This window comes from Rhodanobacter sp. FW106-PBR-R2A-2-24 (assembly GCF_058789615.1).
The window spans coordinates 557,349-569,530 of the sequence record NZ_JBYTBV010000002.1 but is presented as its reverse complement, the minus strand read 5'-3'; the positions used below and the strand labels follow the sequence as shown (position 1 = coordinate 569,530).

12 protein-coding genes, 1 tRNA gene and 1 other RNA gene are annotated in these 12,182 nt (G+C 69.4%); 8 read left to right on the top strand and 6 right to left on the bottom strand.

Annotation, left to right across the window (positions count from 1 at the left end; genetic code table 11):
- Positions 1 to 67 precede the first annotated feature (67 nt).
- Positions 68 to 1,114 carry a glycosyltransferase family 9 protein gene (locus AC3WQA_RS03705; protein ID WP_492673748.1) on the bottom strand — a complete coding sequence of 349 codons (1,047 nt, stop codon included), beginning with the start codon at positions 1,112 to 1,114 and terminating at the stop codon, positions 68 to 70.
- 39 nt (positions 1,115 to 1,153) lie between these two features.
- Here AC3WQA_RS03705 and AC3WQA_RS03700 point away from each other — a divergent pair, with 39 nt between their 5' ends.
- From AC3WQA_RS03700 to AC3WQA_RS03665, 8 genes are all read left to right on the top strand, one after another.
- Positions 1,154 to 1,879, top strand: coding sequence for a 3-deoxy-D-manno-octulosonic acid kinase (locus AC3WQA_RS03700; protein WP_492673747.1), 726 nt, complete (start codon positions 1,154 to 1,156; stop codon positions 1,877 to 1,879).
- A complete protein-coding gene (locus tag AC3WQA_RS03695; protein ID WP_492673746.1) occupies positions 1,876 to 2,637 on the top strand; it encodes an MBL fold metallo-hydrolase in 762 nt (253 codons plus the stop codon). The genes AC3WQA_RS03700 and AC3WQA_RS03695 overlap by 4 nt, the downstream gene beginning before the upstream one ends.
- A 73-nt stretch (positions 2,638 to 2,710) precedes the next feature.
- Positions 2,711 to 2,803: transfer RNA gene (locus tag AC3WQA_RS03690), tRNA-Ser, on the top strand.
- Between the two features lie 52 nt (positions 2,804 to 2,855).
- Positions 2,856 to 2,952, top strand: an RNA gene (gene ffs / locus AC3WQA_RS03685) — signal recognition particle sRNA small type.
- 81 nt (positions 2,953 to 3,033) lie between these two features.
- The gene (dnaX, locus tag AC3WQA_RS03680; protein ID WP_492673745.1) at positions 3,034 to 4,701 is read left to right on the top strand and encodes a DNA polymerase III subunit gamma/tau; all 1,668 of its coding nucleotides are present in this window, start codon (positions 3,034 to 3,036) and stop codon (positions 4,699 to 4,701) included.
- A 12-nt stretch (positions 4,702 to 4,713) separates the two neighbouring features.
- Entirely contained in the window at positions 4,714 to 5,037 is a 324-nt protein-coding gene (locus AC3WQA_RS03675) for a YbaB/EbfC family nucleoid-associated protein (protein ID WP_492673744.1), read from the top strand.
- A gap of 109 nt (positions 5,038 to 5,146) precedes the next feature.
- Positions 5,147 to 5,743: a recombination mediator RecR gene (recR, locus tag AC3WQA_RS03670; RefSeq protein ID WP_492673743.1), complete on the top strand. Its 597-nt coding sequence runs from the start codon at positions 5,147 to 5,149 to the stop codon at positions 5,741 to 5,743.
- Positions 5,744 to 5,950: 207 nt separating this feature from the next.
- Positions 5,951 to 6,295, top strand: a complete 345-nt coding sequence (locus tag AC3WQA_RS03665) for a histidine triad nucleotide-binding protein (protein WP_492673742.1) — start codon at positions 5,951 to 5,953, stop codon at positions 6,293 to 6,295.
- 63 nt (positions 6,296 to 6,358) lie between these two features.
- Here AC3WQA_RS03665 and AC3WQA_RS03660 read toward each other — a convergent pair whose 3' ends face one another.
- The 5 genes from AC3WQA_RS03660 to AC3WQA_RS03640 are packed head-to-tail and all read right to left on the bottom strand — an operon-like array spanning position 6,359 to position 12,019.
- Positions 6,359 to 6,946, bottom strand: coding sequence for a Slp family lipoprotein (locus tag AC3WQA_RS03660; protein ID WP_492673741.1), 588 nt, complete (start codon positions 6,944 to 6,946; stop codon positions 6,359 to 6,361).
- A 45-nt stretch (positions 6,947 to 6,991) separates the two neighbouring features.
- Entirely contained in the window at positions 6,992 to 8,947 is a 1,956-nt protein-coding gene (locus tag AC3WQA_RS03655; protein ID WP_492673740.1) for a transglutaminase TgpA family protein, read from the bottom strand.
- Positions 8,944 to 9,891: a DUF58 domain-containing protein gene (locus tag AC3WQA_RS03650; protein WP_492673739.1), complete on the bottom strand. Its 948-nt coding sequence runs from the start codon at positions 9,889 to 9,891 to the stop codon at positions 8,944 to 8,946. The genes AC3WQA_RS03655 and AC3WQA_RS03650 overlap by 4 nt, the downstream gene beginning before the upstream one ends.
- Positions 9,891 to 10,838 (bottom strand): AAA family ATPase, encoded by a 948-nt coding sequence (locus tag AC3WQA_RS03645; RefSeq protein ID WP_492673738.1) that lies wholly within the window; start codon positions 10,836 to 10,838, stop codon positions 9,891 to 9,893. Before AC3WQA_RS03645 ends, AC3WQA_RS03650 begins: the two co-directional genes overlap by 1 nt.
- Entirely contained in the window at positions 10,838 to 12,019 is a 1,182-nt protein-coding gene (locus AC3WQA_RS03640; RefSeq protein ID WP_492673737.1) for an RDD family protein, read from the bottom strand. The genes AC3WQA_RS03645 and AC3WQA_RS03640 overlap by 1 nt, the downstream gene beginning before the upstream one ends.
- Positions 12,020 to 12,182 lie beyond the last annotated feature (163 nt).

The window sequence follows — 12,182 nt, the reverse complement described above, 5'->3', positions numbered from 1 at the left end:
AACCCGCTGGCGGGCGATGCTTTTGCTCTGATGCATCGAAGCAAAAACATCGCCCGCCAGCGGGCTCCTACGATGGCAGTTGCGTGGCCAGCACCGAGGCCTCGAAGCGCTCGATCACGTCGTCGACGCTGATCAGATCCATTACGCCGGGCTTCTCGATCTTCGTGCCCCAGGCCAGTTCGCTGGCCGGCTTGCCAAGGTATTTGCGCGCTGCCGCGTCGTACTTGTCCACGCACCAGCGGCGGTCGGAATAGGGGCCGGAGCGGTTCGGGTTGCTCGCTGCGTGCAGGCCGAGCACGCGGGTGCCGATCGCGTTGGCCATGTGCATCGGGCCGGAGTCGGGCGTCAGCAGCAGCTGCGCGCGACCGAGCAAGGCCAGCAGCTTCTTCAGCGTGTCCTTGCCGGTGAGGTCGAGCGGCGTGTGTTTGCAGTGGGTGAGCACGGCGTCGGCCGCCACGCGCTCGAACGCGGAAGGGCCGCCGACCAGCGCCACGCGCCAGCCGCGGCCGGCGGCGTGATCCATTACTGCGGCGTAGCGCTCCGGCCGCCAGTTGCGCAGCACGTGGCTGGACGTGGGGCTGACCAGCAGGGTTGGCGTGTCGCCGGGCAACTGGTCGACGGCCCACGCCTGCGCTTCGTCGGGAATCGGGAGATCCCAGCGCACGCGGGTCTGTTTCAGCCCCAGCGGTTCGCAGAAGCTGCCGATGGCATCGAGCACATGTTCGCCGCTACGCGCGGGGATACGCTCGTTGATGACCAGGCCATGCAGATCCTTCGCGCGGGCGTGGTCGTAGCCGATGCGGCGCTCGGCTTTGATGCCCAGGCTCAGCAGGTTCGAACGCAGCGCCACCTGCATCTGCAGCAACGCATCGAAACGCTGCCCGCGCAGTGTCGACCACACGTTGCGCATGCCGGCCAGCCCGGCGGCCTTGTCAAAGGTGACGAAGTCCACGCCGGGCAGGTCACCCACCAGCTTGCGCTCCAGCTTGCCCACGATCCACGTGAGCTTGGCCTGTGGCCAGGCGGCTTGCAGCGTGCGCAGCAGCGGCACCACGTGGGTGACGTCGCCAATGGCCGAGGTGCGCAGCAGGCAGATGGAGCGGGGAGGGGACATGTAGAATCGCCGGAAGTTACAAGAGGCACGCCCGCACCGATGCAAGAGCAACTGCGCGAAGATGCCGATGGCGCGATTCTGTTCGACGCCGAGGCCTCGCCACAAGTCGAGGACGACTGGTTCGTGCCGGAATACTGGCGCGAACGCGGCGCGCTGCGCGTGCAGGCGGGCGGGCGCGGCGGGGTGTCGGTGATCGCCACGCCGGTCGGCGAAGGCGTGCTGCGGCATTATCGTCGCGGCGGCATGGTGGCGAAGCTGATGGGCGATCGCTACTGGTGGCGCGGCGCGGACGCCACACGTTGCTTCGCCGAATTCCGTCTGCTGGCCGAGATCGCGCGGCTGGGCCTGCCGGGGCCGGCGCCGATCGCTGCGCGCTATCGCCGGCACGGTCTGTACTACAGCGCCGACCTCATCACGCGTCGCATCGCCGATGCGTCAACCCTGGCCGAACGCCTGGCTGCCGGCCGGTTCGACGTCGAGCTGGCGCGCGAGGTGGGCGCGCTGGTGGCGCGTTTCCATCGTGCCGGCATCTGGCATGCGGACTTGAACGCGCACAACGTGCTGGTGGCGCCGGGCGCGCTGTACCTGATCGACTTCGATCGCGGTCGCCTGCGCGCGCCAGATCCAGGTTGGCGGCAGGCCAACCTCGCGCGCCTGCATCGCTCGCTGGTCAAACTGGGTGCCGCGGCGCAGGGCGAGGCGGCGTTCCGCACCGGTATCTGGACACCTCTCCTCGACGCCTACGAGGCTACGTTCGGCGCATGAACTGGCATCTGCATTTCCTGGGCACCGGCGCGGCTAGCGCAGCGGGCGAACTGGGCTCCTCGGCGGCGGTGCTCGAACGCGACGGCGTGCCGGTGCTGCTGATCGACTGCGGGGCGGATACGCTGGATCGCTACCTCGCTGCCTACGGTGCACCGCCACCCGCGCTCTACATCACCCACACCCACATGGATCACGTGGCAGGGCTGGAAGGCCTGTTCTTCAAGCTGTGGTTCGATGCGCACCTGCGCGGCACCACGCGCTTGTTCGCGCAGGCTGCGCTGGTTCCCTGGCTGCAGACGCGGGTGGCCGACTACCCCGGCGCACTGGCCGAAGGCGGGGTGAACTTCTGGGAGGCGTTCCGACTGGTGCCGTGCACGCGCGGCTTCTGGCTGGACGGTCAGTGGTTCGACGTGTTCGCCACCCGGCATCACCGGCCCAACACCTCCTTCGGGCTCGCGCTTGCCGGCAGCTTCGTCTACACCGGCGACACCCGGCCTATCCCCGAGGCACTGGCGCTGCACGCCGCACACGGCGAACTGATCGCGCATGACTGCGGCCTGGTCGGCAATCCCTCGCACACCGGCATCGACGACATCGAGCGCGAGTACGATGCCGCGCTGCGCGCCCGGTTTGCGCTCTACCACTACGGCAGCGTCGCCGACGGTGCCGCGCTGGCTGCACGCGGCTGCCGGGTGGCCGTGGCCGGCGAACGGCTCGCGCTGGGCGCGCCATTGCCGCCGTCGGTCAACGCTGGTTGAGCTTGTCAGCCAGCCTTCCCGCCGCTATCCTTCCGCCTCTTCACCCGCTGGAGTTTAGCGGGAGGGAAGGCGCGGAGAGGTGTCCGAGTGGTTGAAGGAGCACGCCTGGAAAGTGTGTATACGGCTTATCCCCGTATCGCGGGTTCGAATCCCGCCCTCTCCGCCAATCAGTCTGAAGTGAGTCACGGCAACAGGTCGTGCAGCGTTCATGGTGGCCCCGTCGGTCCCCCCGCGACGATAGTCCGCAAACTCCGCCAGGTCCGGAAGGAAGCAACGGTAGTGGATGATTCGGGTGCCGGGGTGTGGCTGGCGGGGCTACCGCCATTTCGGGGCGCGCTTTACTGACTTGTCTTCGCCGACTTGGCACAATCAGGCTTTGCCCCCACGTTGGTAGCCATGTCCTATCAAGTTCTCGCCCGCAAATGGCGCCCGCGCAAGTTCGCCGAACTGGTGGGGCAGGAACACGTGGTGCGCGCGCTCACCAATGCGCTCGACACCGGCCGCATGCACCACGCCTACCTGTTCACCGGCACCCGCGGCGTCGGCAAGACCACCATCGCGCGCATCTTCGCCAAGTCGCTGAACTGCGAGCGCGGGCAGTCGGCCGATCCCTGCGGCGAATGCTCGGTGTGCACGGCGGTGGACGAGGGGCGCTTCGTCGACCTGCTGGAGATCGATGCGGCCAGCAACACCGGCGTGGATGACGTGCGCGAGGTGATCGAGAACGCGCAGTACGCGCCGTCGCGCGGCCGCTTCAAGGTGTACCTGGTCGACGAGGTGCACATGCTCTCCAAGAGCGCGTTCAACGCGCTGCTGAAGACGCTGGAGGAACCGCCGCCGCACGTGAAGTTCCTGCTCGCCACCACCGACCCGCAGAAGCTGCCGGTGACGGTGCTGTCGCGCTGCCTGAAGTTCAACCTGAAGCGCCTCTTGCCCGAGCAGATCAGCGGCCAGATGCGCCACATCCTCGGCGCCGAAGGCATCGCCTTTGAGGAGGCCGCCATCGAGGAGCTGGCGCGCGGCGCCGATGGCTCGTTGCGCGACGGCCTGTCGCTGCTCGACCAGGCGATCGCCTACGGCGGTGGCGCGCTCAAGGCCGACGATGTGCGCACCATGCTGGGCAGCGTGGCACGCGGCCAGGTGCTGGGCGTGCTGGGCGCGCTGGCCGACGGCGACGGCACGCGCCTCATTGCCGAGTGCGCGCAGATCGCCTCGTACTCGCCGGATTTCGGCGGCGTGCTGGACGACCTCGCCGGCGTGCTGCATCGCCTGCAGCTGATCCAGCTGATTCCCGGCTACCGGCTGGACGAGGAAGGCGCCGACGGCGAGGCGCTGCACGCGCTGGCCGCGCGCATCGCGCCGGAGGACGTGCAGCTGTACTACCAGATAGCCCTTACCGGTCGCCGCGACCTGGCCTATGCGCCCGACGCGCGCACCGGCTTCGAGATGGCGCTGCTGCGCATGCTGGCGTTCCGGCCCGGCGATGGCGCGGGGCAGCCGGTGGCCGAGCGGCCTGCCACCACGCCGCGACCTGCACCTGCCGCGGCGCCCGTGCGAACGCCGGCCGCCGCGGCGCCGGTTTACCGGGAACCTGCCGCCGCCGCGCCGGCGGCTGGCGTCCGCGATGAGGTGCTGGCCGCGTCGCGCAGCGTGCCGCGCGATGCCCACGGTATGCCGTCCTGGGAAAGCCTGATCGAGCAAGCCGGCTTGCGCGGCCCGTTCGGCGTACTGGCGCAGAACGCCGTGCTGCGCGAGCGCGACGGCAACACCCTGGTGCTGGCGCTGCAGAGTGCGCACATGAGCATGGCGGTGGAGCCGATGGTGAGCCAGATGGAGGAGCGCCTCAGCCAGGCGCTGGGCGAGCGCATCAAGCTGCGCTTTGTCGGCATCGACAAGGGCGCGGCCGGAGCCACGCCGGCCGCGCGCGCGAGCCAGGCGCGCGACGCGGCGCAGAGCGCCGCCGAGCAAGCCATGGCGAATGATGCGTTCGTGCGGACCATGCAACGCGACTTCGGTGCCCGCGTGGTGCCGCAGTCGGTGAAACCCCTGAACAACCCGTCGTAGCGGAGCAGTGTGATGAGAGGCCAGATCGGTCAGTTGATGCAGCAGGCGCAGCGCATGCAGGAAGACATGAAGCGCGCGCAGGACGAGATCGCCAAGCTGGAGGTCACCGGCAGTGCCGGCGGCGGCCTGGTGAGCGTGACCATGAGCGGCGCGCACGAGGTACGCAAGGTGTCGATCGACCGCCAGACCTTCGCCGACGATCCGGAGATGGCCGAGGATCTGGTCGCCGCCGCGATCAACGACGCGGTGAACAAGGTCGCCCAGGCCAGCAAGGACAAGCTCGGCGGCGTCACCGCCGGGATGAACCTGCCGGCCGGCTTCAAGATGCCGTTCTGAGGAATGCGGGTTCGTTGCAGGAGCCCGCTTGCGGGCGATGCTCCTTCTCTGGAGCTCCAAAGCGGGAGCATCGCCCGCGAGCGGGCTCCTACGGTAAATCGAGACAAGCATGAGCGGTTCCCCCCTTCTCGCCGCCCTCATCGACGCGCTGCGCTGTTTGCCCGGCGTGGGTGGCAAGAGCGCGCAGCGCATGGCCTTCCATCTGCTGGAGCGCGACCGCGAGCGTGGGCTGCAGCTGGCCGAGGTGCTGCGCGAGGCCATGCAGCGCATCGGTCGTTGCGGGCGCTGCCGCAACTTCAGCGAGGAGCCCGTGTGTGGCATCTGCGCCAGCACCAGCCGCGAGCGGCAACTGCTGTGCGTGGTGGAATCACCGGTGGATATGGCCGCCATCGAGCAGGCCACCGGCTATCGCGGGCAGTACTTCGTGCTGCATGGCCGGTTGTCGCCACTGGATGGCCTGGGGCCTGATGAACTGGGTTTGCCGCAGCTCACGGCGCGGCTGGGCGAGGGCGAGGTGGAGGAACTCATCGTCGCCACCAATCCCACCGTGGAAGGCGAGGCCACCGCGCATTACCTCGCGCAGCTCGCTCGCGCCGGCGGCATCAAACCCACGCGGCTGGCGCACGGCGTGCCGCTGGGCGGCGAACTGGAATACGTGGATCGCAGCACGCTGGCGCATGCGTTTGGCGGCCGCCAATTGCTTTAGTCTTGCGATCTTCCTTGGTCGCGAAGATCGGGCGGGCGGCCGTCGGTGGCCGCACTTTCGCTGTGGATTTGCGATCATCCGTGATCGCGAGAATCAAATGGGCAGTTGTCCATGACCGCACTTTCGCTCCAGGTTTGCGATCATCCATGATTGCGAAGATCAAACGGGCGGCCGTCCATGGCCGCACTTTCAAATGGGGGCAACACCGTGGTTGATACCATCTTCAGCAAGATCATCCGGCGCGAGATTCCCGCCGACATCGTTTATGAGGACGACGAGGTATTGGGCTTCCGCGACGTCAACCCGCAGGCGCCGGTGCATGTGTTGTTCATCCCCAAGCAGCCCATCGCCACGCTGGACGCGGCGACGGCTGCCGATGCGCTCCTGCTCGGCCGCCTGCAACTGGCGGCCGCCGACTACGCGCGCCGCGAGGGCTTTGCCGCGCAGGGCTATCGCACCGTGATCAACTGCAACGAGGATGGTGGGCAGACCGTGTTCCATCTGCATGTCCATCTCCTGGCCGGGCGCCGGCTGCACTGGCCGCCAGGTTGAAAGCCACCGTGTCTGCCACGAAAAAGCCGGCCGCGAGGGCCGGCTTTTTCGTGGGCCGATGGCTTACGGCTTGGGCGGTGGCGGCGGCGTGGGCTGCCGCACCACGATCACGCGCGGGCCGCCCCAGTACGGGTAAGGGCCGTAGCCCCACGGCCCCCAGGGACCCCAGAACGGGTCGTAGAAGGCCGGCGGGTAAGGTGTGCTCACGTATACCGGGCGCTTGGGCCACAGGTACACCACGTTGGCTTCCACGCGCGGGTAGGGGTAGTCGTAGTCGCCCACCTTTTGCGTCACCGTGCCGTGGATGGTGCCGGTGACGGTCAGCTCGCGGCCGCGGGCGAAGACCTCGGGGTCGTAGAAACCGCTGTGGCAGGCCACGAAGCGACCCTCGTCGCTGCCGGAGCGGCCCTGTTCGGGGCGAGCCTGGCCATCCAGCGGACGGGCGAGGACGAAGAAGCAGGTCTGCTGCGGGCCGGGTTCGGTCTTGATGATCTCGCCGCCCCAGCGCACCTGGGCGCCGCCGGCGCCGCCCTGCTGCGCCGCCGAGGTGGTGAGGTTGGTATAGCTGCCTTGCAGTGGTTGCGGCATGGTTGCGCAGCCGCCCAGGAGGGCGAGGCTCGCGGCTAGCGCGAGGGGGCGATGCAGGGACATGGCGGTTTCTCCATGGGGAACGAGTAGGGGTGCGGCCCGTTGGCCTCATTTGACCACGCGGCCAACTGGAAAATCCCGCACCGCGCGGGTGAAGGCGCGCAGGGATTCAGTTGGCGGTCGGGCATGGGCATAGCGCAGTTCGATCCAGCATTGCAGCAGTTCGGTCAAGGCCGCACGCCGCGCCGGCAGGGCGCGCACCGCGCGTTGCAGATAATCGCGCGGCCCTTCGCCGCGTTGGCGCGCCACGCCAAGCCGTGCCAGTTTGCGCTCCAACCGGCGCAACGCAGTGCGGGCAAGGTCTTCGGGTGGGCGCCCGCGCCACACCCAGCCGAGCCCGGCCAGCATCGCCAGCGCGCAAGCCGCCGCGAGCAGCCACGTCAGCATGGCGGCGTCAGTGTCGCGAATGCCAAAGGGTTGCAGCAGGCCACGCTGACGCAGCGCGTCGAAGCCATTAACGCCGAGGTTCCACCAGCGGTTGACGATGTCCCAGCGGTTGCGCAGCGATTGCAGCCAGCCGTCCTGATACCACGGTAGCTGGCCGGACACGGCGGCGGCCGCGCCTTGGCTGATGCGCTGCGGGCGCACCGCGGCAGTGGGGTCGATGCGTACCCAGCCGCGGCCGGCCAGCCACACCTCGCCCCAGGCGTGCGCGTCGGCGTTGCGCACCAGGAGGTAATGCCCCAGCGCGTTCCAGTAGCCGCCCTGGTAGCCGGTGACCACGCGGGCCGGGATGCCGGCGGCGCGCATCAGCGCGGTGAAGGCCGAGGCGTAGTGTTCGCAAAAGCCTTCGTGCGTGTCGAACAGGAAGTCGTCCATGGCGTCGCGGCCCAGCGGCGCCGGCGCCAGCGTGTAGCGGAAGCCGCCGTCGTGGAACAGGGTGAGCGCGGCCTGCACGATGGCCGCATCGTCGCTGCCGTATTGCCGGCGCCACGCCTGGCCTTGCGCCAGCGTGCGCGGATTGAAGCCGGCGGGCAGTTGCAGCCAGCGGGCGTGATGGCGACCAAGCTGCGGTTCCAGCCGATAGCGGATGGCCGACGTCAGCGTGTAGTCGTACAAGCTGTTGACGGGCTTGTCGGCAAGCAGCACATGGTCGCGGCGCAGGCGGGCGTCGGTGGGCGCGTCCAGCGGTACGTCCAATGCGGGCAGTACGCGTGTGTGGGTGGGTTCGAGGCTGATGTGGTAACGCAGGGTTTGTCCGGCATCCAGGTGCGCCGGTGCCTGGTTCGCCGTGTCGCTGGCCGTCCAACTGCTGCCGTCGTAATGATCCATCACGTAGGCGCGGAAGTAGCGCTGCGCACGTGGTGGTGGCGGGCCGTCGAAGCTCACCCGCATGGCCGGGCTGTCATCGGTCAGGAGCTGGGTGAAGGCGGAGGGCGTCATGCGGTCGGACAGCCCGGTGCGCGCGTCACCACCGCTGGGCGCGCCCCACAGGGGGGAACTCAGGCGCGGCACCAGCACGAAGGCGGCGATGGCCAGCGGCAGCGCCGCGGCAAGCAGGCCGGCGCCGGGCACGAGCTCGCGCCACAGCGGCGCCGGCACGCGCCGACCCGGTTGCAGCGCACGCAGCGCCGCCAACGGCGGCAACAGGCCCAGCGCCACGGCCAGGGTGTTGACCATGCCCTGGTCGAACAGCAGCGCCGCCATCAGGGTGAAGCCGGCAAAGCTCATGCCGGCGCGGGCATCGCGCCGGGTTTCGGTTTCCAGCAGCTTCAGCACCAGGAGCCCCACGGCCAGCGCGGCGCCGGGCGCTTGGCCGAACAGGTTGCCGTACCAGGCTATGGTGGCAAGCAGCAGCAAGGCCAGCAGCGGCAATTTCAGCCAGGGCGGCGTGCGGGCCGGATGCTGGCGACGCCACCACCAACGCAGCATCAGCACCGGCGCCAGTGCTGCCGTGAGCCACCACGGCAGGTGCGGCGCGTGCAGCGCCAGCACCACGCTGGTGGCGAGCGCCGCCAGATCGAAGCTGCGTCGATCCAGCGAAGCGGCGGCGTCATGGCTCATGGCAGCACCGCCAGCGCGCTCATGCAGCGCGCGTAATGCGCCGCGCCGCCGCCCGCCTCGATGTGCTGGTCGGGCAGGTGCAGGCTGTAGTGACGTCCCTGCGCCTCGGCCTCGCCCAGCCAGCGCGCCAGCCGGGCGATGCGTGCCTCGCGATCCAGGTGGCGCAGTTCCTCCCATGCCAACTGCCAGTTGGCGAGGGGTTCGGGGCGGTCGAAATCCTTCACCAGGAGATCGAGGTGGCGGGCGCTGGCCTTCCAGGCGATGTGTCTGGGGGCATCGCCGCGGCGGTAGTCGCGCAGCGCGGCCAGCTCGTCGCCGGTTTGCGGCTGCAGTTGCTCGCTGGCCCCGCCGGGCTGCAGGGGCGGTGGGCCTGATGGCTCGGGGCGTGGCCACACCAGCACGGCTTGCTGCGGGTGGAGCCAGCTCCAGGCGCGGAACAGGCCCAGCGGCCAACTGCTCCACAGCTTGAATCGCGGCAGCGCCAACCAGCCGCGCCGGTAGGTGGGCAGTGACAGGCGGACTTCGGCGTTGCCGTCCACGGCGAAGGCCAGCGCCAGGCCCGCGCCATCCAGGCGCAACGCATCGCGCGCCCGCGTGGCGGCGAAATCCAGCACCAGCTCAAGCGGTTCGCCGGCGGTGGCGTGGCTGGCGCGGATACCACGCAGGGTGAGTCCGTCCAGCGTGCGAAAGGCTACCAGCATGCTCGCCGCGCTGGCCGCGCCAAGCAGGCAGGTGAGCAGCAAGGCGGCGTTGTTGGCGTAGTTCAGCGCGCCCACCATCATCACGAACAGCAGTGCGCCGAAGCCCAGGCCAAAGGCAGTGGGCAGGATGTAGATGCGGCGGCGATCCAGCGTGATCGGCAGGGATTCCGGCGCGCGCAGGCGGGTGAGCGCGGGCAGCCGACGCTCGGCCAGCGCCACCAGGCGGCGCGGGATCGCGCGCATCAGTCCACCGCCACCTCGGCCAGCAACTGGCTCGCCAGTGCCTCGCCGCTGGCGCCGCGCGCCGGCACCAGCCGATGTGCGGCCAAGGGCACGAACAGCGCCTGCAGGTCTTCGGGCAGGAGATAGGTGCGCCCGTGCAGCAGCGCCCAGGCACGCGCCACCATCAACAGCGCCAGCCCTGCGCGTGGCGACAATCCGGTGCGGATGTCGGCATGCCGGCGACTGGCGGTAAGCAGGGCTTGCAGGTAATCGAGCAGGGCCGGGCTGGCCAGCACGGTCTGTGCCTGCGCACGCAGTGCGAGCAGGGCGGCGCCATCCAGCGTGGGCTGCAACTGGCCCAGCAGTTCGCGGCGATCCGCACCGGTGAGCAGGGCGCGTTCGGCGGCGGGGTCGGGGTAGTCCAGCGACAGGCGCAGCATGAAGCGGTCGAGCTGGGAGTCGGGCAGGGGGAAGGTGCCGGCCAGGTCCAGCGGGTTCTGCGTGGCGACCACGAAGAACGGCTGCGGCAGGGCGCGGGTGGTGCCGTCCACGGTGACCTGGCCCTCGGCCATCGCTTCCAGCAGCGCGCTCTGCGTCTTGGGCGTGGCACGGTTGATCTCGTCGGCCAGCAGCAAGCCGCCGAAGATCGGGCCGGGGTGGAAGCGGAACTGTCCCGTTTCGCGCTCGTACACGCTGACGCCCACGATGTCCGAGGGCAGCAGGTCGCTGGTGAATTGCACGCGTTGGAAATCCAGCGCGAAGCTCGCCGCCAGTGCGTGTGCCAGCGTGGTTTTGCCCACGCCGGGCATGTCTTCCAGCAGCAGGTGGCCGCCGGCGATCAGGCAGGCCAGCGCCAGCTTGACCTGGCGCGGCTTGCCCAGCAGCACGCGATTCAACTGGGCTTCGGTGGCGTCCAGGCGCTGGCGCAGCGCGGCGGCGGGGGGCGTGGTGGCTTGTGGTTGATCCATCATTCCTCGATACGGCAGTTCATGGGCAGGTCGCGGTTGGGCAATTCGGCGCGGCAGTGCCAGCTTGGCGCGCTACCGCTGCCGGTGTCCATGGTCAGCCAGAGGCGCTTGCCGTCCAGCGCGCGCTGGCCCGGCACGCGCAGGGTGAGCTCGATCGCGCAGTCACCGCCGTTCTTCATGGCGCCGGTGCGGATCGAACCCAGCACCGTGCTGGCGTAGTCCTCGGGGGCGCGGATGCCGGCCTCGCCGTTGCGCGGGCATTGCCGGTTAGCCTGCCAGGCCCCGGCGATCAGCGGTTCCAGCGGTTGCGCCTGGGCGATGGCCGTCGTGACCTGCGCGCGCGTCAGGTAGCCCTGGTAGGCGGGGATGGCGATGGCGGCGAGGATGGCGATGATCGGCACGATGGCGAACGCGGCCACCAGCAGCAGGATCAGGCAGCCGGAGGTCTGGCGGTTTTGCCGCTGCGGCTGGTCGGTATAGGCCCAGCGATCCACCACCAGGGTGCCGGCCACCATGTCGTGCAGCGCCTGCTTGCGCTCGGTGAAGGCGGCCATCAGGAAGCCGATGTCCATGGTGAGGTGGGAGAGCGCGGCGGCGAACCAGCGGCCGATAGCATGCTTCCAGCTGATGCGGCGTCCATCCAGATCGGTGACCTTGATGCCCAGCGCGCGCTTGCCCAGCGTGGCCTGGTGCACGGAGCTTTCCTGCAGCGAGTAGTACAGCAGCGCCAGGCCGAAGATGAGCGGGTAAATCAGCAGGAACCAGGCGGCGACGGCGGGGTTGGGTTCGTGGCCGTGCCCCAGCACGGACAGGCCGATGGCCATGGCCAGCACGAAAATCAGCACGAAGCTGATCGCGCCAAGCACGAGACCGTCGAGCAGCAGTGCCGCCCAGCGGCGGATGAAGCCGGCGTAGACCACGTCGGTGGGGATCGGCGCCCGCGGTGGCGTGCGAAAGGGCGGCGGTGGAGGCGGCGTTGTCGGGACGGCTGGCGCGGCCGGTGGCGCCAGCTCGGCCATCAGGCTGGCGAGCGGTTGCCACTGCGCCAGGCCGTCGCGCCACACCAGCGTGTCCGGCGGCAGGTGGTCGCGTTCGATCACGCGGAGGAATTCCTCGCGCGACAGCGGCCCCGACTGGCGGCCGTGCTGGTCTCCGTAATACCACTGCGTCTGCGTTTCCATGCAAGCTCTCTTGGAGGATGTCGGGAAAGCGCCTCCCTGCGCTTTTTCAACGCGCCAAGCCCGACGGGCTCGGTTCCGCCGATATGGCCACTGCGGGCTTGGTCGGCGAGCGATCCATCCATGGATCGCGCTGACGGGCTGTGTCTCGACGGCCGGCCAGGTT

Bases quoted from the DNA above. Each gene is read 5' to 3' on its own strand.
- AC3WQA_RS03650 (WP_492673739.1), bottom strand. From the start codon at position 9,891: ATGCGCGCGATCCCGCGCCGCCTGGTGGCGCTGGCCGAGCGTCGGCTG.
- AC3WQA_RS03645 (WP_492673738.1), bottom strand. From the start codon at position 10,838: ATGGATCAACCACAAGCCACCACGCCCCCCGCCGCCGCGCTGCGCCAG.
- AC3WQA_RS03695 (WP_492673746.1), top strand. From the start codon at position 1,876: ATGAACTGGCATCTGCATTTCCTGGGCACCGGCGCGGCTAGCGCAGCG.
- AC3WQA_RS03700 (WP_492673747.1), top strand. From the start codon at position 1,154: ATGCAAGAGCAACTGCGCGAAGATGCCGATGGCGCGATTCTGTTCGAC.
- AC3WQA_RS03660 (WP_492673741.1), bottom strand. From the start codon at position 6,946: ATGTCCCTGCATCGCCCCCTCGCGCTAGCCGCGAGCCTCGCCCTCCTG.
- AC3WQA_RS03640 (WP_492673737.1), bottom strand. From the start codon at position 12,019: ATGGAAACGCAGACGCAGTGGTATTACGGAGACCAGCACGGCCGCCAG.
- AC3WQA_RS03705 (WP_492673748.1), bottom strand. From the start codon at position 1,114: ATGTCCCCTCCCCGCTCCATCTGCCTGCTGCGCACCTCGGCCATTGGC.
- AC3WQA_RS03675 (WP_492673744.1), top strand. From the start codon at position 4,714: ATGAGAGGCCAGATCGGTCAGTTGATGCAGCAGGCGCAGCGCATGCAG.
- dnaX (WP_492673745.1), top strand. From the start codon at position 3,034: ATGTCCTATCAAGTTCTCGCCCGCAAATGGCGCCCGCGCAAGTTCGCC.
- AC3WQA_RS03655 (WP_492673740.1), bottom strand. From the start codon at position 8,947: ATGAGCCATGACGCCGCCGCTTCGCTGGATCGACGCAGCTTCGATCTG.
- recR (WP_492673743.1), top strand. From the start codon at position 5,147: ATGAGCGGTTCCCCCCTTCTCGCCGCCCTCATCGACGCGCTGCGCTGT.